This window comes from Paraburkholderia sp. MM5384-R2 (genome assembly GCF_014201025.1).
Lineage (GTDB): Bacteria > Pseudomonadota > Gammaproteobacteria > Burkholderiales > Burkholderiaceae > Paraburkholderia > Paraburkholderia tuberum.
In genome coordinates, this window is the sequence record NZ_JACHDI010000004.1 from 41,489 (window position 1) to 61,881 (window position 20,393).

At 61.2% G+C, this 20,393-nt stretch carries 17 protein-coding genes and 4 pseudogenes; 14 read left to right on the forward strand and 7 right to left on the reverse strand.

Going from position 1 to position 20,393, the window contains the following annotated elements; genetic code table 11:
- The first annotated feature begins 113 nt into the window (after nucleotides 1-113).
- On the forward strand, nucleotides 114-1,283 hold the full coding sequence (locus HDG37_RS08515; RefSeq protein WP_184046716.1) for a porin: 1,170 nt from the start codon (nucleotides 114-116) through the stop codon (nucleotides 1,281-1,283).
- Here HDG37_RS08515 and HDG37_RS40270 read toward each other — a convergent pair.
- Nucleotides 1,264-1,410 carry a helix-turn-helix domain-containing protein gene (locus tag HDG37_RS40270; protein WP_409259988.1) on the reverse strand — a complete coding sequence of 49 codons (147 nt, stop codon included), beginning with the start codon at nucleotides 1,408-1,410 and terminating at the stop codon, nucleotides 1,264-1,266. The genes HDG37_RS08515 and HDG37_RS40270 overlap by 20 nt on opposite strands.
- Nucleotides 1,411-1,526: 116 nt before the next feature.
- Here HDG37_RS40270 and HDG37_RS08525 point away from each other — a divergent pair, with 116 nt between their 5' ends.
- From HDG37_RS08525 to HDG37_RS08570, 10 genes and pseudogenes are all read left to right on the forward strand, one after another.
- Nucleotides 1,527-2,327, forward strand: a complete 801-nt coding sequence (locus HDG37_RS08525; RefSeq protein ID WP_260332800.1) for a citryl-CoA lyase — start codon at nucleotides 1,527-1,529, stop codon at nucleotides 2,325-2,327.
- A gap of 73 nt (nucleotides 2,328-2,400) precedes the next feature.
- Nucleotides 2,401-3,579 carry a thiolase family protein gene (locus HDG37_RS08530; RefSeq protein WP_184046081.1) on the forward strand — a complete coding sequence of 393 codons (1,179 nt, stop codon included), beginning with the start codon at nucleotides 2,401-2,403 and terminating at the stop codon, nucleotides 3,577-3,579.
- Between the two features lie 11 nt (nucleotides 3,580-3,590).
- Nucleotides 3,591-4,508 carry an SDR family NAD(P)-dependent oxidoreductase gene (locus HDG37_RS08535; protein WP_184046083.1) on the forward strand — a complete coding sequence of 306 codons (918 nt, stop codon included), beginning with the start codon at nucleotides 3,591-3,593 and terminating at the stop codon, nucleotides 4,506-4,508.
- 30 nt (nucleotides 4,509-4,538) lie between these two features.
- Nucleotides 4,539-5,621, forward strand: a complete 1,083-nt coding sequence (locus HDG37_RS08540; RefSeq protein WP_184046085.1) for an acyl-CoA dehydrogenase family protein — start codon at nucleotides 4,539-4,541, stop codon at nucleotides 5,619-5,621.
- Nucleotides 5,618-6,757, forward strand: a complete 1,140-nt coding sequence (locus HDG37_RS08545; protein WP_184046087.1) for an acyl-CoA dehydrogenase family protein — start codon at nucleotides 5,618-5,620, stop codon at nucleotides 6,755-6,757. The genes HDG37_RS08540 and HDG37_RS08545 overlap by 4 nt, the downstream gene beginning before the upstream one ends.
- 48 nt (nucleotides 6,758-6,805) lie before the next feature.
- On the forward strand, nucleotides 6,806-7,597 hold the full coding sequence (locus HDG37_RS08550) for an enoyl-CoA hydratase/isomerase family protein (protein ID WP_184046089.1): 792 nt from the start codon (nucleotides 6,806-6,808) through the stop codon (nucleotides 7,595-7,597).
- A gap of 204 nt (nucleotides 7,598-7,801) precedes the next feature.
- The gene (locus HDG37_RS08555; RefSeq protein ID WP_184046091.1) at nucleotides 7,802-9,001 is read left to right on the forward strand and encodes a CaiB/BaiF CoA-transferase family protein; all 1,200 of its coding nucleotides are present in this window, start codon (nucleotides 7,802-7,804) and stop codon (nucleotides 8,999-9,001) included.
- 27 nt (nucleotides 9,002-9,028) lie between these two features.
- Nucleotides 9,029-9,754 (forward strand): nitroreductase, encoded by a 726-nt coding sequence (locus HDG37_RS08560; RefSeq protein ID WP_184046093.1) that lies wholly within the window; start codon nucleotides 9,029-9,031, stop codon nucleotides 9,752-9,754.
- 76 nt (nucleotides 9,755-9,830) lie between these two features.
- Nucleotides 9,831-10,335: pseudogene (locus HDG37_RS08565) on the forward strand (DDE-type integrase/transposase/recombinase); the annotation flags it as partial.
- 793 nt (nucleotides 10,336-11,128) lie between these two features.
- A pseudogene (locus tag HDG37_RS08570) lies at nucleotides 11,129-11,314 on the forward strand (HU family DNA-binding protein); the annotation flags it as partial.
- Between the two features lie 382 nt (nucleotides 11,315-11,696).
- Here the strand turns inward: HDG37_RS08570 and HDG37_RS08575 are convergent.
- From HDG37_RS08575 to HDG37_RS08600, 6 genes and pseudogenes are all read right to left on the reverse strand, one after another.
- The gene (locus tag HDG37_RS08575) at nucleotides 11,697-11,948 is read right to left on the reverse strand and encodes a hypothetical protein (protein ID WP_184046095.1); all 252 of its coding nucleotides are present in this window, start codon (nucleotides 11,946-11,948) and stop codon (nucleotides 11,697-11,699) included.
- A gap of 470 nt (nucleotides 11,949-12,418) precedes the next feature.
- Nucleotides 12,419-12,721 carry a DDE-type integrase/transposase/recombinase gene (locus tag HDG37_RS08580; protein ID WP_184046097.1) on the reverse strand — a complete coding sequence of 101 codons (303 nt, stop codon included), beginning with the start codon at nucleotides 12,719-12,721 and terminating at the stop codon, nucleotides 12,419-12,421.
- Nucleotides 12,722-13,126: 405 nt separating this feature from the next.
- Nucleotides 13,127-13,681, reverse strand: a complete 555-nt coding sequence (locus tag HDG37_RS08585) for a transposase (protein WP_260332804.1) — start codon at nucleotides 13,679-13,681, stop codon at nucleotides 13,127-13,129.
- A gap of 139 nt (nucleotides 13,682-13,820) precedes the next feature.
- Nucleotides 13,821-13,955 (reverse strand): annotated as a pseudogene (locus HDG37_RS08590) (transposase); the annotation flags it as partial.
- A 905-nt stretch (nucleotides 13,956-14,860) separates the two neighbouring features.
- Entirely contained in the window at nucleotides 14,861-15,250 is a 390-nt protein-coding gene (locus tag HDG37_RS08595; RefSeq protein ID WP_260332805.1) for an NIPSNAP family protein, read from the reverse strand.
- Nucleotides 15,251-15,322: 72 nt separating this feature from the next.
- The gene (locus HDG37_RS08600) at nucleotides 15,323-16,102 is read right to left on the reverse strand and encodes an IclR family transcriptional regulator (RefSeq protein WP_184046099.1); all 780 of its coding nucleotides are present in this window, start codon (nucleotides 16,100-16,102) and stop codon (nucleotides 15,323-15,325) included.
- A 118-nt stretch (nucleotides 16,103-16,220) separates the two neighbouring features.
- Between HDG37_RS08600 and HDG37_RS08605 the strand changes: the two genes are divergently transcribed.
- The 3 genes and pseudogenes from HDG37_RS08605 (at nucleotide 16,221) to HDG37_RS08615 (ending at nucleotide 20,283) form a co-directional block, all read left to right on the forward strand.
- Entirely contained in the window at nucleotides 16,221-17,207 is a 987-nt protein-coding gene (locus HDG37_RS08605) for a fumarylacetoacetate hydrolase family protein (RefSeq protein WP_184046101.1), read from the forward strand.
- 99 nt (nucleotides 17,208-17,306) lie between these two features.
- Nucleotides 17,307-18,610, forward strand: a pseudogene (gene hmgA / locus HDG37_RS08610) (homogentisate 1,2-dioxygenase).
- A 53-nt stretch (nucleotides 18,611-18,663) separates the two neighbouring features.
- Nucleotides 18,664-20,283, forward strand: coding sequence for a bifunctional 3-(3-hydroxy-phenyl)propionate/3-hydroxycinnamic acid hydroxylase (locus tag HDG37_RS08615; RefSeq protein ID WP_184046103.1), 1,620 nt, complete (start codon nucleotides 18,664-18,666; stop codon nucleotides 20,281-20,283).
- Nucleotides 20,284-20,393: the final 110 nt, after the last annotated feature.

Below are 20,393 nucleotides of genomic sequence, written 5' to 3' on the forward strand. Positions count from 1 at the left end.
CCGATGACGGCGGCGCTCGCTGTAAGTGCGTCGCAGTCGGGCCGAGGAAGGCTTAACGCTACATACACATTCAACTGTTGTACAAAACATTAATAATTCTTGGAGACAATTCGATGAAAAAGTCGCTTCTCGCTCTCGCAGCACTGGGCGCATTCGCAGGCGCCGCTCATGCTCAGAGCAGCGTGACCCTGTACGGCATCATTGACGAAGGCTTCAACATCAACACCAACGCAGGTGGCACGCACCAGTACAACCTATCCAGCGGGGTTCTGCAAGGTTCGCGTTTCGGCCTGCGCGGCACGGAAGACCTGGGCGGCGGTCTGAAGGCAATCTTCGTGTTGGAAAACGGCTTTGACGTGAACAACGGCAAGCTGGGTCAAGGCGGCCTGATGTTCGGCCGTCAAGCTTACGTCGGCCTGTCGAGTCAGTTCGGCACCGTCACGCTGGGTCGTCAGTATGACTCCGTGGTTAACTATGTTGGCCCGTTTGCAGCCGGTACCCAATGGGGCGGCTACCTGGTTGCTCACCCGGGCGACATCGACAACTTCATCAACTCGTACCGCACCAACAACACCGTCAAGTTCACGAGCGCGGACTACAACGGCCTGAAGTTCGGCGGCACGTATAGCCTCGGCGGCAAGGCAGGGGACTTCACCGGCAACCAGATCTGGTCGTTGGGCGCTGGCTATAACAACGGTCCTCTCGTTCTCGGCGTCGGTTACCTGAATGCACGTACCCCGGCAGCTTCGGGAGGTCTATTCAACAGCAGCGGTACGATTGCTGCACCGGCCGCAGCAGTGACGTCGCCGGTCTACGCTGGCTTCGCATCGGCTAACACGTACCAGGTCATTGGTGCAGGCGGCGCATACACGTTCGGCGCAGCGACCATCGGCGCAACATACTCGAACATCCGGTTTGCCAACCTGGGCGCATCGTACGCATCGCCGTTCAAGGGTCAGTCGGCTACGTTCAACAACGCAGAACTGAACTTCAAGTACCAGTTGACCCCGGCATTGCTGGTCGGCGCAGCGTATGACTACACGCGCGGCGCGGAAATCAGCGGCAACTCGCGTGCTCAGTACCACCAGGGCGCGATTGGTGTGGACTACTTTCTGTCCAAGCGCACGGACGTGTATGTCGTCGGCGTGTACCAACATGCTCTGGGCGACACTGTCAACGCAGCGGGCGCTACGGTCGCGGCAAGGGCTAGCATCACCGATCTGACGGTTTCGTCGAACCAGAATCAGTTCGCGGCTCGTATCGCTATTCGCCATAAGTTTTAATACGTAGTCGAATTGAACAGGCTCTGTCTTCCAGAGCCTGCACTATGCGGCGCACGGTTGGTCGGTCGAGCCCGCTGAGGATCACGAGTTCGGCCACGGTCAACCCATGAGACCCGTGGGCAACCACTGCTGCAACATACCGACGGTGCGATCGATGCTCTGCGCCGTCGGAAATTACGATTCGCCCGGACAGGTTCGAGATCGCCTCGAGCCTTCATCACCCTCACTGAAATGGAGCACTGCATGACCAAGACCGCTGATCGCAAATACTGGCGCACCGCCATCGGTGACCCGACTCCACACGAAGGTACTTTGGTGAGGGGCTATGACGTCCTCACGGATCTCGTCGGCAAGATCGACTTCGGAGCCATGGTGTACCTGCTCTACAAGGGAGAGCTTCCCAAGGGCAACGAGTCGAAGATGATCAATGCGATGTTCATTTCGGTGGCCGACCACGGTATTTCGCCGTCCTCGACAGTCACCCGATTCGTGCAAGCCGCTGGTGTGCCGATCCAATGCGCGGTCGCAGCCGGTGCCATGATGTTTGGCGACGTTCACGGAGGCGCCGGTGAAGAGTTCTCCCGCTACATCCAGGAACTGGTGTCCGAGGCAGCCTCCAGTGGACGCAGCTATGAGGACGTGGCGACAGAGTACGTGGGCAACCACAAGCGGCTGGATGGTTTCGGTCATCCGCAGCATGCCGAGGGTGATCCTCGCGGGAAAGTGCTGTTCGCTCTGGCTGAAGAGTATGGGATTGCAGGTGACCACGTCCGGATGACGCGCGAGCTGGAAAAAGCGCTTATCAAGAAGAAGAACCGACCGTTGCTGGCGAACATCGATGCTGCGGTCGGCGCAATCATCTCAGACATGGGTTTCGACTGGCGGCTGGCTCGCGCCTTCATCGTCGTTCCGCGCACGGCGGGCTTGTTCGCCCACGCATTCGAGGAGTCGGTGCGCGAGCCAGGCTGGCGCCAGATCACCCTGGACCAGGTCGAATACGACGGCCCCGCCCGCCGTAAGAACGAAAACCCCAGCGCAATCTGATCGCGCCAGCTTTGACACCGTCGCAATCGTCGGCACCCTGCTTTGAAATTCCATAACTTGGATTGGAGAGACTATGACCACCCGCGTCGCAATCGTCGGCATTGGCATGACATCGTTCGGAAAGTTTCTTGATCGTTCGGTCAGGACTTCCGCGGAAGAGGCTGTACGAAACGCCTTGGCGGATGCCGGCATCGGAGCCGAGCGCGTCGACCGCGTCTTTTTTGGCAACGCGGCAGCCGGACTCATCACGGGCCAGGAGATGGTGCGCGCGCAAGCCGCACTGAGGCATACCGGCCTGCTGGGAAAGCCGATGGTCAGCGTCGAGAACGCCTGCGCGACCGGCAGCACGGCTTTCCACCTCGCCTGGCATTCCGTTGCCAGCGGCCAGTCGGACGTGGCAATGGCTGTCGGTGCGGAGAAACTGAGCCACCCCGACAAAGCGGTGTCGTTCGGGGCGTTCGGAGGAGCGGTGGACAAGGAAGATGTCATGCCGTCGCACATTGGTTCCGGTAGCGGTTCCATCTTCATGGATATCTACGCGGAACGCACGCGGCGCTACATGAAAGCGACCGGAACGACGCCAGCGGACTTCGCCCGGATCACCGTCAAGAGCCGGCGTGCTGGCGCCATGAACCCGTACGCACAGTTCCGCAAGGAGACGACGGTCGAGGAGGTCCTGGCCGCTCGCATGATCAGCGAGCCGCTCACGCTTCCAATGTGCTCATCGATCGGGGACGGCGCGGCCGCGATCGTTCTCGTCTCGAGCCGCGTCGCGGCCCAATTGACGGGATGCAGGCCTGTGTGGGTTGCAAGCTCCGTCCTTTTGTCCGGGATGGCTGACCCCACCAAGCCGAGCGCTTCGGTCAGCGCCGCGAAGGCCGCCTACAAGGAAGCCTCGATCGGCCCGGACGAGGTCCACGTCGCTGAGGTCCACGACGCATCGGCTCCCGGTGAGCTCATCAACTACGAGGTCGTGCAGTTCTGTCCCGAGGGACAGGGCGTTGAGCTGCTGCGAAGCGGCGCTACGGACATCGGCGGCCGGATCTCCGTCAACCCGAGCGGCGGCCTACTCAGCAGGGGCCATCCGATCGGCGCCACCGGTGCGGCTCAGATTGCCGAGCTGGTCCAGCAGCTGCGCGGTGAAGCAGGGGAGCGGCAGCGCAAGTCCGCCAAGGTCGCTCTGGCGCAAAACTCGGGCGGCCAGGTCGGTCACGAGTCCGCGGTAGCGGTTGTCTCCATTCTCACGGCATAAAGGAGGTAGCAATGACGCAACGACTGCAAGGCAAAGTGATCGTGGTGACCGGCGCAGGCGCCGGCGTGGGCAAGGAGATCGCACTCGAGGCGGCACGCCAGGGCGCGAAGGTTGTCGTGAACGACCTGGGTGTGAACATGGAGGGCGACGGCGCCAGTAGCGCCGGACCGGCACAGCAGACTGTCGACCAGATTCGCGCCGCGGGTGGCGAGGCCAGCGCCAACACCGACAGCGTGGCCGAGTGGAATTCGGCACAACGAATCGTGAAGCACGCAATCGATCTGTACGGACGCGTCGACGGCCTGGTAAACAACGCGGGCAACCTGCGCGATGGCTATTTCCACAAGATGTCGGAAGAGGATTTCGACGCGGTGGTGAAGGTGCACCTGAAGGGCTGCTTCAACATGGCCCGTGCCGTTGCGCCGCACTTCAGGAACCAGGAGTCCGGCGCCATCGTGCACATGACTTCGACCTCAGGGCTGATCGGCAATGGCGCGCAGGCCAACTACGCCGCCGCGAAGATGGGCATCGTCGGCCTGTCGAAATCGATCGCGCTCGACATGGAGCGCTTCAAAGTGCGGTCGAATTGTATTGCGCCATTTGCATTCACCCGCATGGTGAGCTCGATTCCGACCGACACCCCCGAGGGTCTGGCCCGCACGCTGGTCAACCAGCGCATGGAGGTGGCCAAAATCGCTCCGTTCACCTGCGCACTGCTTACCGACGAAGCCCGGAGCGTGACGGGCCAGATCTTTGGCGTTCGCAGTAACGAAATCTACCTGTTCTCCCAGCCGCGGCCAATTCGTACCGCGCACCGCAGTGAGGGCTGGACCGTCGATACCTGCCTTGAAGTAGCCCTGCCCATGATGAAGCCCTCGTTCTTTCCGCTGGACAAGTCGCGCGACATCTTCACCTGGGATCCCGTTTGACGGGACCGAGGCAACCACCAGGAGCAAGCGATGAGTGAAGAGACGCGTGACATGCTGCATGAAGCGGCCCTCCGGATATTCGAGGACAAGCCCGAGGACCTGTGGGCTGTCCTGCAAGAGTCCGGATTCGACAAGGCTTTGCTTCCTGAGAGCAAGGATGGCGCCGGCGTGAGCTGGGCGGATGCATGCGGGCTTCTGGTCCTGGCCGGTGAACACGCCGCGGCCGCTCCGCTGGCGGAAGCGATGGTCGGACACTGGCTTTTAGACCACGCAGGCGTCGAGGGCGCAACCTTGCCGACCATTGCGTCGTCGGCGCACTCCGGGCAGATCCGGCTGAGTTCCGCCCGCGACGGCTGGCGCGTCGATGGCACGCTCCCCCGCGTCCCATGGGGCGACGCATGCACGCATGTCGCGTTCATCGTGGGTTCCGGCACAGCTGCTCAACTGATCGTCCTGGCCCGGGATGCGGCGGGCGCCTCCATCAGATCAGGCAGCAACCTCGCCGGCGAGCCGCGAGATACGCTGGTGCTCGAAGGCGTTGTGCCGCAGGCGGTGGTCCCCGCGCCTTTTGACGCGCGTGAGCTGCTCTCGCTTGCAGCCATTCTGCGCAGTGCTCTCATGGCCGGAGCGATCGAACGGTCCCTCGCTCTCGCCGTTGAGTACGCCAACCTTCGCGTGCAGTTCGGCCGACCAATCGGCAAGTTCCAGGCGGTGCAGCAGAACATCGCCTTTCTCGCGACGCAGGCGGCCGCTGCGCGTGCCGCAGTCGAAGCTGGCAGCGAAGCGATCGATGAATGGCTGGATGGGGTGGGAGAGCCCCTCACACAGAGCATTGCCGCCGCCAGCGCGAAGATCCGAACCGGCGAAGCAGCGGGGCAGGCCTGTGCGATCGCGCACCAGGTGTTCGGCGCCATCGGCTTCACGGAGGAACACGAACTGCACCGATTCACCAAGCGGCTCTGGTCCTGGCGAGACGAGTGCGGCAACGAGGCGTTCTGGTCTCGCGAGCTTGGCGAACGGATTCTGGCCGGTGAGCCCGGACAGTCCCTCTGGCGCGCCGTGGTGCCGATGGCGACGACCGCAAGTGGCGCAGCAGCAGGAGTAGCACGATGAACAACCTTTCATTTCCCCGTCCGCGTCAGTCCGAGATCGCTGAGCGGCTTCGAGCTGAAGTGCGCGAGTTCGTCGACGGTTGGCAAGGCAACAGGCACGGCGCCGCTTCTTTCAGCGGCTTTGATCCCGAGTTCAGCGAGGCCCTTGGCAAGCGTGGCTGGATCGGCATGGGCTTTCCCAAGCGTTATGGCGGCGGTGGGTACGGCCTGATGGAACGTCTCGTCGTTCTGGAGGAACTGCTCGCTGTTCGTGCACCGATCTTTGCGCATGCGGTGGCCGAGCGCCAGAGCGGGCCGCTGTTGCTGCGCTTCGGCAACGAACGGCAGCGCGAAGAGGTCCTTCCCCGGATCGCCTCCGGAACGTGCTATTTCTGCATCGGCTTGAGCGAGCCTGACTCGGGCTCGGATCTCGCATCGGTGCGCACGCGCGCCACAAAGGTGGACGGCGGTTGGCGTGTGAATGGTGCCAAGATCTGGACCTCGAGCGCGCACCGCTCACACTACATGATTCTGCTGTGCCGCACAGCGCCTGCGAGTGAAGTGCGGCAGGCCGGCTTGAGCCAGTTCCTGGTCGACATGAAGACGCCCGGCATCACATGCCGCCCCATCGCTAACATCGCCGGAGATTCCGACTTCAACGAAGTCCACTTCCAGGACGTCTTCCTCGCTGACGATGCCCTCATTGGCGTCGCAGGCCAAGGTTGGCAACAGGTCACAAGCGAGCTTTCGTTCGAGCGAAGCGGGCCGGATCGGTTCATGTCCCACATGGGTGCGGTCGAGGAATTCGTCGCCGTACTCAAGAAGCAGCCGTCGGCTGAGGGCGCCCGGACGGTCGGGCGCCTGGTCGCTCACTTGTCGACGCTAAGGAGGATGTCGCGCTCGATCGCCACGATGATCACCGACGAACAGGACGCCTCATTGCATGCGGCTCTCCTTAAGGACCTTGGTAGCTGCTTCGAACAGGAGATTCCCGAGATTCTCCGGCTCGTCCTGCAGACCGAGCCGGAGCCGGGCGCCTCCGACGCGTACAGCGCGGCGCTGGCCAACGTCGTCCTGCACGCGCCCTCCTGCACGATTCGCGGCGGGACCAAAGAAGTGCTGCGCGGCATCGTCGCGAAGTCGCTCGGTCTGCGGTAGTGAGCCATCTCATGCAACACCCAAGGCGGAAGCCAATAGGAGTCTCAAATGGAAACAGCCAACAACACTGAAGAACTTCAACGACAGCAGGTCGACGCCGTTTTATGGCTGAAGCTGAATCGACCGCAGGCCTTGAATTCGTTGACGCTTTCGCTTGTCGACGCGTTGACAACGGCGATCACAGATGCGCAGTGCGACCCGGAAGTCCGCGTCATCGTTCTGACTGGCGAGGGCCGCGCCTTCTGCGCCGGTGCCGATCTTAAGGATCCCGCCAGGCGCCGCCCGGAAAGCGGCGCTGAGTTTGTCAAAGCCATTGGGGCGCTGACGGAGTTGATCGAAGCTTGCCCCATGCCGGTCATCGCCGCGATCAACGGGATTGCCGTCGCCGGCGGACTGGAACTGGTGCTCGCCTGTGACCTCGTCATCGCCGCCGAGTCCGCCCGGCTTGGCGATGCCCACTCGAACTACGCCTTGTTTCCGGGTGCAGGTGCCACCGTGCGCTTGCCGAGGAAGGTGGGATTGAACAACGCGAAGCTCCTCATGTTCACGGGCGACATGCATCCGGCCAGCGAATGGAAAGCGCTTGGGCTTGTCAACCAGGTGATCGCTGATGACGGCTTCATCGGCGCCGTGGAGACTCTTGCCAGGAAGCTTGCGACCAAGAGCCCGCTGGTCCTCGGTCGCATGAAGCAGGCGCTCAATGATTCGCTGGATCAGCCGCTGTCCATCGGACTACGCTATGAACGAGCCTTGAGCAACTTGCACCACTTCTCTGCGGACCGGGTGGAAGGCCTAGCGGCCTTCAAGGAAAAGCGCGCTCCGCAGTTCAAGGGCAACTAGTCGCGCCTCCGACTTGCGCGCTAAAGGGTTTGAGCCGCTTCCCGGATCCCCGCTGACGCGGCCCGTTTTTACGTCAGGAGCAGGCGAAGCGGGTCGAGTTGTCTCTCTTGTTCGGGCAAAGGGGCGACTGAATTAGCGCAGTGTTCGCCGATCGCCCTGACCTAAGGCAGTCCGGCTGATATCGACGATTTAAAGGATTGATGTATGGAAACGAAAGACAAAGGGCCGTTGGCCGGCATCCGGGTGATCGACATCGGCACGATGGTTGCAGGCCCGGTTGCCGCAACGCTGCTTGCAGACCTCGGTGCGGACGTGATCAAGATCGAGCAGCCTGGCCGGGGAGACTCGCTGCGCCATATCGGGCCGTCGGTGGAAGGCGAGAGCCTTTGGTGGAATGTCGAAGGGCGAAACAAGAAGTCCGTGACGCTCGATCTGCACCATCCCGAAGGCCAGCGGATTCTGAGGGAGATGGTGAAGCACGCCGATGTATTCGTGGAGAACTTCCGCCCCGGCATCCTGGATAAATGGAACCTGTCGTGGAAGCACCTAAGCCAAGTGAATCCAAGGCTTGTGATGCTCAGTGTTTCCGGCTATGGCCAGACCGGACCGTACGCAAACCGTGCAGGATACGACCGCATTGCCCTCGCAATGGGCGGCACGCTGAACGCCACGGGCTATCCGGACCGCGCTCCGGTGAAGCTCGGCACGGCGATGGCCGACTATTCAACAGCAGTCCTTGGCGCTTTCGGAACAATGGTGGCGCTCTACCACCGCGATGCGCGCGGCGGTGCTGGTCAGCAAATCGATCTTTCGTTATACGAAACAGTGTTCCGGTTCACCGACGTAATGGTCACGGCTTACGAGAAACTGGGACTGCCCCGCGAGCGAACGGGCAACATTCACTTCGCGGCAGCCCCGGGTGATCATTTCGAAACGTGCGATGGACGCTACATCGTCTTCACCGTGTCCAACGACCGGATGTTCGCCCGCTTGTGCGAAGCCATTCCTGTCCTTGTCGGCGACGAGCGCTTTTCCAGCCACGCCAAACGCATCGAGAACATCCAGGAGGTCAACGAAATCGTGGCCGCATGGATCAAGTCGCTGCCGGTTCTGGAGGCTTGCCGGATCCTCGAAGAAAAAGGCCTCGCCTTTTCCTTGATCTACTCGATCAAGGACATCGTCGCAGATCCGCATTACCAGGCACGGGGCAGCATCGCCACAGTCGTGCACCCGCAAATAGGCGAACTGAAGATGCCGGCTGTGCAGCCGCGGTTCAGTGAGACACCGTCGCCGCAAATCAAGCCAGCACCCGCACTGGGCGCGCATACCGACGAGATCCTGCGCGAACTAGCTGGGCTCTCGGCCACGCAGATTGCCGAGCTGCGCCAAGCGGGCACGGTCTGAGGTGCCGAATTCATTGGAGGCATTTCAATGACCATTTCTCAAGTCAAGACAGTTGTGCAGGATTCGGTAACCGTGGTCTCGGCCATCGAGAGCCGCTTCTCGTGCCGTGCGTTCTTGCGCGACGTGCCGGTCGCGCGCCAGCAGATCGACGAGATCTTGAGGATTGCGAGTTGCGCGGCGTCCAGCACGAACACCCAGCCGTGGAAGGTGTATGTGCTGCAGGGCGATCGTCGTGATGCACTCGTGGCGAAAGTGTGTGCTGCGCACGATGCCGCCCGGGCCGATCCCTCACTGGCCGCCGATCACGCGGAGGTTGCTGGGTACTACCCTTCAAAGTGGGTCTCGCCTTACATTGACCGAAGGCGCCACAACGGCTGGACCTTGTACGGGCACCTCGGAATCGAAAAGGGTGACAAGGACAAGATGCATGCGCAGTCGCAGCGAAATTACCGTTTTTTTGACGCCCCGATCGGCTTCATGTTCACCATTGACCGCGTCATGGGCCGCGGCTCTCTGATCGACTACGGCATGTTCCTGCAGACTCTGATGCTGGCGGCGCGGGCTCTGGGTTTGCACACCTGCCCCCAGGCGGCGTGGAACAACTACGCCAGGATTGTCCTGCCGTTCATTGGCGCGGGTTCCGATGAAATGCTGGTTTGCGGCATGTCGTTGGGCTATGCGGACGAGTCCGCGGGCGTGAACACTTATAGGACGCCGCGAGAGACGGTGGGGAGTTTCACACGCTGGATCTGATCCGCTAGCTCCCGCTGCTTGGAGACGGCGTTGGTACCGTGGTGGAAGTAGCAATGTCGACGACATGGTACTTGGGCGACCGCTGTCGGCACTGTGTGACGTCCTGCCGGTCAGTACGAACGGGGTTGCATGGAAGCGCGGCGGCACGTCCGAGCGCAAACGCCTGAGTAACGAACAGTTGCTGTCGCTGATCCGCAATATTCAAGCCGAGGTTAAGGGCGTCTATGGATCGCCAAGGATGACTGAGGCGGTTCGCGCGCGTGGCTTTCCGGCGAAAGGAGCGGCTCATGCGCGAGGACGGTATCCGGGCCCGGGACAAGAAGCGCTATAAGGTAACGACGGACTCGAAGCACAAGCTGCCGGTCGCAGAAAATCCGCTGGAGCGCAACTTTACGCCCACGGCGCCAAATCAGGTGTTCACTTCTGATATGACGTACATCTGGACCGACGAGGGCTGGCTGTGTCTGGCAATCGTGATGGACCTGTGCAACCGGGAAGTGGTCGGCTGGTCGATCAAGCCTCGCATGACGGCCGATATCGTGACCGATGCGCTGATAATGGCATGGCCCCGGCGCCAGCCAGAAATATTGAGTGTCTGGGGCAAACTTACAGTAGCTGGACGGTCAGATCGCCGGTATCGACGATTCAAACCAGCCGGCGTCTTCTTCCAACCAGCGAGGTCCTCCACCACCTTCGGGTCCTGCGAATCGACCGGCTTCGTTGACGATTGCGTCAAATCCATTAGGCGGGAGCTTCGGCACGTGGCCTTTCCGTGGCGATAGGTGAGCGTCTTCGGGAGGTCGCTTGTTGGATCGGAGCACAGGCGGCGATAACGCGGGCGGCATGAACTAGCGGTGCAATACGGCTTATCGCCGTTAAGCGCCCGCGAGAGGGCGTGCCCGTGATCGGCGGTCACCGGGTCGAGCGACGGGACGCAGCGCTCAGCGTCGCGCAGCTACTTGATGGCTGCTATGGGCAAAGGCAGAGGGACGGAGCGCGTTCTCTCAACCGCAACTCGGGCGTGTCACCGAATGGCCGGTGCGCACCGGTCACCAGTCGCAAAGGGGCTCCGACGCTCAGTTGCGCATTGGCTGCAGTTTATGGTAATAGCAGTAATCAAAAGATGAAGCGGGGCAAATTGCATGGTTGCCATGGGGTGCGATCCGAACTGCGTTCCCCAGGCGTCCTGCAGCGCCCGAGTGAGCGGGGACCGCCAAGCTCGCAGAGGCGTGAAGCCGGCGAGGGCACACATCGTCGATTCGCGGCTGCGGAGACAGGCGGGAAGCGGAGGGATGCCACGCTATTTGACGACATTGACTGCCGAACCAACGGTTTCCGGCGGGGGCCTGTGATGGCGACGCTGCGAGATAAACCGTCACGGCGACCGTTACGAAGGGAGACACCGTGCAGCTGATCGGGTTCGGCACGTTTTCGACAGGCGCCCGTGCCGCGCGTGTTGGCCGCAACCCGGCGACCGGCGCCGAGATCCAGATTCCGGCGGCGAGGACGGTCAAGTTCACCGCGGGTAAGGCGTTCAAGGATGCGGCGAACGGCGTCTGAGTCCCGCACCGGTCCGGGCGGACCGCGGGCGGCCGTGCATGGTCAAGCGATATTGCGGCTGCGGCGTGCGGGCTAGGTCGGCGTCGCGTTGTAGCACCGGTGACGCCGGTACAGCGAAGTGCAACGACAGCCGTACCCATCCGCTTGAGCCTGCTTCGGAAATGGCAGACCTTCAATGGAAACAGACGATCATTACGCCAGTGGCATCGTCTATGTCGCCCATCGGCGTGCTGTTGAGCTACCGCTCGCGCATTCCGCGCGTGGGCGCGAAAGAGCGGGCAACCCGCGATGATCGAGAGACATGATACCCATGGCGGGACTTTCGTCAGCACGAGTGAAGCGGGGAACTAGTGGCCTTATCTCGTCGGTGCAATTAATTTTGTTACCACTGACCGGCCGAAAATTGGCGGCTGCCACGACCGTCGGGAACAAAATTGCTTGCAAGAAGTTCAAGCAAAATTGTTCCTTCGGCCGACAGTGCAAGCAGCTTTGTATCCTTTTCGACACCGCGGCCGAATCTTCGCCTTGCTTTCCTGCGAAAGCGCTCTATGGTCTTATAGGCATCCGCTCCTTGCCATCGGCGCGCGGGCGCTTTGGAGCGTCCATGGAAGCACGCGACGTTGACGACAGCCATTACTGCTCCACCCGGACGCTGGGCAGGCGAACTATCGACACATCGCAGTGGGCCAGTCCCGACGAGGGTGCGCTCGAAGGCGGCCGGCGCGCGCTGTATTTTGCGAGAAAGGAAGCGGTCTCGCTGTATCTTTCCGGTGGGACGGCCGACACCATCAAGGCGAATGGATCGACCAACAACGACCGGGCGGCTACATCTATGGCGCCTCACGGCTCGGCAAGTCGCGCTGCGTACAGTGGTATGTTGAAAAGGTGCTGCAAGAGCGCTTGAGCGCCGCGGTGCCACTGGTGGTGTGGAACCGCCGTCCGGACAGTCAGACAAGCGAGGCGGGATTCTGGCATCAACTGCTGCTCGCTTCGCACTTTGAGTTCGCCCATCCGACGAAACCGCCGAAAAAAGCGGAAGGCATCTACCTGTGCAAACAGCGCTATATTGCGCTTGCGAATAACGCGAAGAACAATTACGTAATGCTAATCATTGACGAAGCGCAGGATATCACGTTCCGACGGCATGACATCCAGTGCCTGAAGGGTGGCGAGCATCGTCGCACCTTTCATCGGGCCGCCGTTATCCGAATGCAGAATCAACTGGTCGGGCTGTATCGCTTCGCGCGCGCATAGGTCCCTGAGGACTTCGCTGGCCAGCACGCTGTTTTCCTCGGCATAGACCTGCCAGCCGACAATCTTCCGGCTGAACACATCCAGCAACAGATACAGATAAAAATACTTTCCACGGATCGTCGTCGGCAGGTACGTGATGTCCCAGCTATACAACTGGTTCGGCGCGTCGGCGCAAACCGCACGGGGTTTGCTGCGTGTGCGCGACGGCCGTTCGCTGCGCCGGTGGGCGAATTGCTTCTCGGCCTTGAGTACCCGGTAGAAGTCGATTCCGAGGCGATATATCGTTGCTGGTCTGCCAGTCGTGGCACGATCTGGCTTGACGGCAGATGACCGAATTCGGGCGAGTTCGCGACCGCCAGCAGCTCGGCGCGTTCGTCGGCAGAAAGCTTGTGGCGCGGTTCATGATGCCGCAAAGTGCGCCCGTCCACCACGTCAGGTTCGCCGCATTGCCAGCGCTGAACTGTCCGGGCACTGAGCCCCAGAATGTTGCACGCGTGTGCCTGGCGAGCCCCGGCCAGGGTCGCCTCGCTGATCAGGCCGATCAATGCCTTGCGCTCTTCAGGGGCCGTCATTCGGCCTCGCCCTCGAACAGCGCGCGGTACTTTTTTGCAGCACCAGTAGCGCCGCAGCTTCAGCCAGCGCCTTCTCCTTGCGGTTCAACTCGCGCTGCAGCTGGACATTGGCCTGCTTCAGATCCCGCACTTCCTGGGCGTTCTCGCGCCGGCTACCGGTTACACCGACGGTGCAGAAATCCGCTCGCCACTGCGCGAGATGATGCGCAAACAGGCCGCGCTCACGACACCCGCCGTTCAACGCTTCGTCGACCAACCCGTGGCTCTCCTGCAAGGCCATCAGCCGTTCTTCCAGCGACCAGTCTTCCAGACGCTTTGCATGTCCGGAGCTCGAACTCCGGTTCGCGGCGGCTGCATCTCTCATCCATTTCCTCAATGTTAAAACGTTCACGTTCAATTCGTCGGCTACGGCTCCGACCGTTCGGTTGCCGCGCTGTAGCACCTTCGACAGCGCCTGCTCGTTGAACTCGACAGAATACGTTTGTTTCGCCTTCAACTTGCACCTCTGACTCTTCTTGATAAAGAAATTCAGAGGCGACAACTACTATGCCGCCGGGGGATTTGCTATCTGGCGGATCTCAGCAGCCGTCGCTCTTGAGCCAGCGTTGCGCGCCCCCTCGGGCAAGAATCTGAGTCGCAAGCAGGTCGCGTGGCTGAACCTGAAGCACGTCACCGAGGAACGACTGCTCGATCCACAAGCCCATCACTTCCTTGCGGCCGTCGGCGCGGATGCGCAGCGCCTGGATCATCGCCTTGTTCCTGACCATGCCTTAGTCGCGGACCTTCAGCCGCAGGGCATCAAAATACACGATCGGGCACATCGACTCCGGCGGGCGGCGTTGCACGCCTTCTACGCCCAATGATTCCGTCCGTCCGGCGGCCAACTCGATTGCAAGTGGAATATCATCCAGGCGCTGACAAATCTTTGCGATGCTCTCCATCTCAGCGATGAGAGGGACAATTCTCGGGTGCATCTGCTGCGCATGGTGGACGAACAGCTGGACAGCCGGGCTGTTCAGCATCTCGTCGCAACGGTCCGTGAGTTTGGGAACACCAAGCGGATCCACCCTGAAAACCGTCTCGCTTCGAATCCTCAGTGGCTCCCGACTCGTAATCAGGAACTGGATATTCAGGCTTGCTGCCAACAGTGCTTCTAAGATTTGTGCAACAGTTGAGATGACATGCTCCGCGCCATCGAGTATCAACAACCAAGGCGCATTCGCTAGCGCTTTGAAGTCGCCTATCGGATAGTGCCGTCATGCCCGGCGGGGGTGGCCTTTGTCGATCTTGCGTCCCTCGCCACGATTGACGAGGTGCCAATTGCCATCGCGTGCGGTTGCGGCGTCGAAATGCCGGGAGAAATCGTCTCTTCCGAGTGTCAGTGCAAGGCTCGATTTTCCGACACCGCCTAGGCCCGTCAGTGTAAGCACCTGGGACTCCACCATTGCCTCGGCTGCCTTGGCGACGACTACGTCTCTAACGACGAAATTCCCGACGCGGCGCGGGAGCGGCCGCGGACTGGCGACGGTACCGAATATCGGGGGTACGTCCTCAGACGGGGCCAACCGGTAGCCGCGGCGCGCGACCATGATGATGAGGGTCGGGCGGGATTCGTAATTATCTGAAGATTCAGATATTCACGAATCCCGGTCAAGCCTCACGTCAGCTCCGAGGCAAGCCAGCAGACGATCGTCTAGCACGGCGCGGTAGTGAAAAAACGCTAGCCGCAGGAGAACTTGTATTGAGCCACGACAGGGGTATGGAACGCTGCAGGTAGCAGGATCTTGCTTTCCTGATGCTGGATCAGCGGCAGGATTTTCGTGACATAGCCTACCCAGCGTTCGTCCTGTTTGAGGCGGGCACGGCGTTGAGCCCGCTCGTCGAGACTCTTGTAGCCCCACATGTGAATGATCTGATTCAGCGCGCCGAGTTCTGTGAGGTAATAGCCGATCGGGTTCGGCAGGTATTCGAGCTGGATCGCGAGCCCCTCGTTGATGTAGTGGGAAAAGTAAGTCTGTGTTTTACCGGGATGCAGGGTGTAGGTACGGTGTTCGATGATCATCGCTGTTCTGGTGTTGGAAAGACCGTTTGCTGACAGCAGCACGCCCATTCTCGTCGGTGAACAGCGAACTGCGTCCCGATTGTCCGCACAATGGAAATCGATTCGACGCAGCATGCCGCGTCAGGCACCGATCGGGAAGCTATGGAGTGCTTTCCTGATCCGTGCGGCAGCGGATTGCAGTTGACGGGACAGGGTGGCGACTCGGCTCTCCGACATGCGGCTGTCCACGGCAGCCACACTGACCGCCGCAACCGGATTGTCCAGCGTGTCGAGGATCGCGACGCCGACCGCGGTCGTCCCTAAAGTGACCTGGCTGTGAATCAACGAAAACCCCTGCTTCCAGCACACATCGACTGCCTTGCGCAGGGTTTTTTCATGCAGTGACTTATACGTGCCGTAACGGTGAGCGAGGTAGTCGATGGTTTGCTCGCGCTCTTCCGCGGGGATGGCCGCGAGGATGGCCAGGCCGCCCGCGCCGAGCCCGAGCGGGCGACGGCTACCGACCTCCAGTGTCATGACGCGAATCACCGACGGACCTTCGTATCGGTCTTCGCAGACGGACTCATTGCCGCTGCGGACCGTGAGGTAGACGGTGTCGCCGATTTCTTCCGCGAGCTGCATGAGGATCGGACGGCACGGTTGTCGCAGATCATAAATCTGGGAGGCCGCGAGCCCAAGTTCGAACGCGAGTGCGCCGAGCATGTAGCGTTTGTTCGATTCACGCTGGACCACCATGCGCTCCTTGATCAGCCGACGCAGGAGTCGATGCACGGTCGAATGGGGCAAGCTGGCCGATTCGGAGATCTGCGTGAGCGCAAGCCCATAGCGGCCGGCGGTGGCAAGCAGTCTCAGCAGCTCGAACGTGCGTTCGATGGAACCGGGGTCTGCGACCTGTTTCACTGAGGTCGTTGATTGCATGTTCATTGAGTGGAAATGATGGCGTGGGGTGTACGGTCGCAGCGTAGATTGGCAGGGGTCTTAAGTGTCGTCAATCCTTCCAATCGGTGGAATCCAGATTATGAAACTTGCATCGCTCAAAAATGGTACCCGTAACGGTGCTTTGATCGTGGTGTCGCGCGATCTAACGCGCGCCGTGGCTGCTGCGGATATTGGGCCGACCGTACAGGCTGCGATCGAAAACTGGAACGAGGTGGAACCGCGCCTGAAGGCCCTCTACGAAGCCCTCAATGCCGGTACGGCAAGCGGCGCGTTTGCCTTTGACCAGTCGAAGGCTGAGTCGCCGCTGCCGCGCGCTTACCAATGGCTGGATGGAAGTTCGTATCTGAGCCACGTCGAACTCGTGCGCAAGGCGCGGGGTGTCGAGATGCCGCCGTCGTTGCTCCAGGATCCGCTGATGTATCAGGGCTCCTCGGACTATTTCACGGGTCCGCGGGATCCGGTCTATATCGCGACCGAGGATTGGGGTGCGGACCTCGAGGCCGAGATCGCGGTGATCACCGACGACGTACCGATGTCGGTCACGCCGGAGCAGGCCAGATCGCACATCAAGCTGCTGATGCTACTCAGCGACATCTCGCTGCGCCACGTGATCCCGGCAGAACTGAACAAGGGTTTTGGTTTCGTGAACGGCAAGGGCGTGACGGCATTTTCGCCGGTCGCCGTGACGCCGGACGAACTGGGTGCGGCATGGGATGGCTCGAAGCTCAGCCTGCCGCTCACGGTGCATATCAACAACGAGAAGCTCGGTGCGCCGCTCGCGGGTGTCGATATGTACTTCAATTTTCCCCAGCTGATCGCGCACGCCGCGAAGACCCGCACGCTCGGTGCCGGCACGATACTGGGTTCGGGCACGGTATCGAATCACGATCGCAGCAACGGTTTTTGCTGCATCTCGGAGAAGCGTGCACTGGAGACTGTCGAGCACGGCAATCCGGTCACGCCGTTCTTCCATTTCGGCGATCACGTGCGTGTAGAGATGTTCGATGCGCAGGGCGCCTCGATCTTCGGCACGATCGACAACGAGATCCAGAAGTATCAGGGCTGATGGGTCCGGGATCGACAAGGAGACCGCATGCCCGGGCATGCGAGTTCCAGGTGCGTGAGATGCCGCTCCGCAACGTGAACAGAGAGTCGCGACAAACAGATGAGTACCCAGACATCGCCGAACGGCCTGAGCTACATGAGCGGCTTCGGCAACCAGTTTTCTACCGAAGCTATTCCGGGCGCCTTGCCCGAAGGGCGCAATTCGCCGCAGCGTACCCTGCATGGGCTATTTGCCGAATTGCTGTCCAGCGCGGCGTTTAAGGCGCCGCGCGCGGAGAATCGACGCACCTGGATGTACCGCGTACTGCCTTCCGCTATGCACGACGCCTATCGGAAAATCGAGCACCCGACCGGGGAGTCCGGACCTTTTGGCGAAGTCGATACGCCGGCGAACCGTTTCCGCTGGGATCCGTGGCCGGCCCCGACGGTGCCGACCGATTTTGTCGACGGCATCATCACGATCGCGGGTAACGGCAGCCCCGAGGCACAGTCGGGCATGAGCGCGCATGTCTACCGTGTCAATGCTTCAATGACGAACCGTTATCTGCTGAATGCCGACGGGGAAATGCTGATCGTGCCGCAACTCGGCCGGCTGACGATCCGTACCGAGCTGGGCGTGCTCGGCGTTGCGCCGGGCGAGATTGCGGTGGTGCCGCTTGGCCTGCATTTTGCCGTTGATCTGGACGATGGCGAAGCGAGTGGCTATATCGCCGAGAATTACGGTGCGCCGTTCCGGCTGCCGGAGCTGGGTCCGATCGGCTCGAATGGCCTGGCGAATCATCGGGACTTCCTGACGCCGGTCGCCGCCTACGAGGAAGGTCAGCGAGAGGTCAGGATCGTGCGCAAGCTCCTCGGCACGTTCTGGGAGGGCAAGCAGAACCATTCGCTGCTTAACGTCGTGGCGTGGCATGGCAATCTCGCGCCCTGCAAATACGACCTGGCCCGATTCATGGCGATCGGCACGATCTCGTTCGATCACCCGGGTTCGTCGATTTATACGCTGCTGACTTCGCCTTCGACGGTGCCGGAACGGCGAATTGCGATTTCGTGATCTTCCCGCCACGCTGGCTGGTGGCCGAGGACACGTTCCGTCCACCGTGGTTCCACCGCAATGTGATGAGTGAACTGATGGGCCTCGTGTATGGTGTCTACGATGCCAAGGCCGAGGGGTTCGTGCCGGGAGGTGTGAGCCTGCACAACTGCATGATGCCGCATGGTCCGGATGCCGCGACCTTCGACAAAGCCAGCAGTGCCGAACTCAAGCCGCACAAGGTCGACAACACGCTGACCTTCATGTTCGAGAGCTGCCACGTATTCAAACTCACGCGCCGTTCGCTCGAAGCGGTCAATCGCCAGCCGGACTATGACACGGTCTGGGACGGTTTTACGGCGGCCACGCTTTGAGCCGCCGCGTGAACCCACGAATCAATTGAATTTTTATTGCGGGCAAAAGAATCATGGAAACATTCGACGCAATCATCTCGGGTTACGGCCCGACCGGCGCAACGCTGGCCAACCTGCTTGCCACGATGGGCATGCGCGTGGCGATCGTCGAGCGCGACAAGGACATCTACGACAAGCCGCGCGCGATTACAGCCGACCACGAGACGCTGCGCGCTTTCCAGGCGGCCGGCCTGGCCGGGAAAATCACGGAAGGGACCTGTCCTCATCCCGGCACCGACTTCATCGGTGTCGAGGGGCAGGTCATCAAACGCTTCTATCCACTGCCGGCGCCTGGTCCTCTTGGCTGGGAGCCGACCTTCATGTTCTATCAGCCCACACTCGAGCGTGTACTGAGAGACGGGGTCAAACGCTTCGAATCGGTCGATGTGTTGCTCGAGCACACGCTCGTTTCGGTGCGCCAGGATGCCGAGGGAGTGGAGGTCAACATCACTGGCCCTGATGAGTCGAGCAAGACGCTGTGGGGCAAGTATCTGCTTGCTTGTGACGGCGCGCGCAGTGCGGTGCGTAGTCAGATCGAGTCCCCCTTGTACGATCTTGCCTTCGACGAACGGTGGGTAGTGGTCGATGCCGATTTGCATGACGACGTCGAGTTACCCGAACGATGCGTGCAATATTGCCGCCCCACGCGTCCGGGCACCTACATCGTGGGGCCGGGTCGTCTGCGCCGCTGGGAAATCAAGGTGCTGCCGGGCGAGGCGCCAGAGTCTTTCAACGATCCTGAACACCTGGAGCGCGTCCTCTCGACCTTTGTCGACCCAAGCGGCGTCGAAGTCAAGCGTGTCGCGATCTACCGCTTCCACGCCGTCGTCGCCGAGAAGTGGCGTGAAGGCCGCGTATTCCTGCTCGGCGATGCAGCCCATCAGATGCCGCCTTTCATGGGGCAGGGTTTGTGTGCAGGGGTACGGGATGCCTACAACCTTGCCTGGAAACTCGATGCAGTGTTGCGCGGCAACGCTGCGGATGCATTACTCGATACCTATGGGCAGGAACGCCGTCCCCATGTCCAGACCGTGGTCGAAACCGCCAAGTCCTTCGGCTTGATCATCGGTGAGCTCGACGAGCAGGCCGCACGCGAGCGGGATCGTCGTCTTGGCGAGGAGTTGGCGGCTGGTACGGCACAGACGATTCGACAGTCGTTCATCCCGGGCCTGGAAACCGGTCTGCTGTATCGGGATGCGGTCGGTAAGCGGAGCGCCGGTGCGGGTAAATTGTTTCCGCAACCATGGGTGAACAGCGAAGGCATCGGTCCGATGCGCCTCGACGACCTGGTGCGTGGCAACTTCTATATCGTCATCCGCGATTGGGCGCTTGCTGCAGCCGCGCGCGATGCGCTCGGCGTGGTCGCATCGTTGACCGACGCTAAGGTCGTTTGCGTGGTGGATGAAGGGCAGGGCGGCGCGAGTCTCGAGGCGGAGCTGATTGCGGTCACCGAGGAGTTGGGCCTCGTCGCGCGCTGGCTGGCCGAGACGGGGGGCGTAGCGGCAATGGTTCGCCCCGACGGTTTTGCCTATGGCACGGCACGACATCAGGCCGAGCTGAAAGACATGATCGTATCGCTCGGAAGGGCGCTTACACTCGCACCTCATCCTGAAGAACGCGCAGCGGCTGTGTGATGACCAGGCCAGAGATCGGCCTGGGACAAAAGATAAAACGTGCGCAGACGAAGCAGATTGTTTGCTCGTTCTGCGCACTCCAGCGAGGAACGAGCTGGGTGTGCTCACGT

Bases quoted from the DNA above. Each gene is read 5' to 3' on its own strand.
- HDG37_RS08515 (WP_184046716.1), top strand. From the start codon at position 114: ATGAAAAAGTCGCTTCTCGCTCTCGCAGCACTGGGCGCATTCGCAGGC.
- HDG37_RS08525 (WP_260332800.1), top strand. From the start codon at position 1,527: ATGACCAAGACCGCTGATCGCAAATACTGGCGCACCGCCATCGGTGAC.
- HDG37_RS08530 (WP_184046081.1), top strand. From the start codon at position 2,401: ATGACCACCCGCGTCGCAATCGTCGGCATTGGCATGACATCGTTCGGA.
- HDG37_RS08535 (WP_184046083.1), top strand. From the start codon at position 3,591: ATGACGCAACGACTGCAAGGCAAAGTGATCGTGGTGACCGGCGCAGGC.
- HDG37_RS08540 (WP_184046085.1), top strand. From the start codon at position 4,539: ATGAGTGAAGAGACGCGTGACATGCTGCATGAAGCGGCCCTCCGGATA.
- HDG37_RS08545 (WP_184046087.1), top strand. From the start codon at position 5,618: ATGAACAACCTTTCATTTCCCCGTCCGCGTCAGTCCGAGATCGCTGAG.
- HDG37_RS08550 (WP_184046089.1), top strand. From the start codon at position 6,806: ATGGAAACAGCCAACAACACTGAAGAACTTCAACGACAGCAGGTCGAC.
- HDG37_RS08555 (WP_184046091.1), top strand. From the start codon at position 7,802: ATGGAAACGAAAGACAAAGGGCCGTTGGCCGGCATCCGGGTGATCGAC.
- HDG37_RS08560 (WP_184046093.1), top strand. From the start codon at position 9,029: ATGACCATTTCTCAAGTCAAGACAGTTGTGCAGGATTCGGTAACCGTG.
- HDG37_RS08575 (WP_184046095.1), bottom strand. From the start codon at position 11,948: ATGGCTGTCGTCAACGTCGCGTGCTTCCATGGACGCTCCAAAGCGCCC.
- HDG37_RS08595 (WP_260332805.1), bottom strand. From the start codon at position 15,250: ATGGGCGTGCTGCTGTCAGCAAACGGTCTTTCCAACACCAGAACAGCG.
- HDG37_RS08605 (WP_184046101.1), top strand. From the start codon at position 16,221: ATGAAACTTGCATCGCTCAAAAATGGTACCCGTAACGGTGCTTTGATC.
- HDG37_RS08615 (WP_184046103.1), top strand. From the start codon at position 18,664: ATGGAAACATTCGACGCAATCATCTCGGGTTACGGCCCGACCGGCGCA.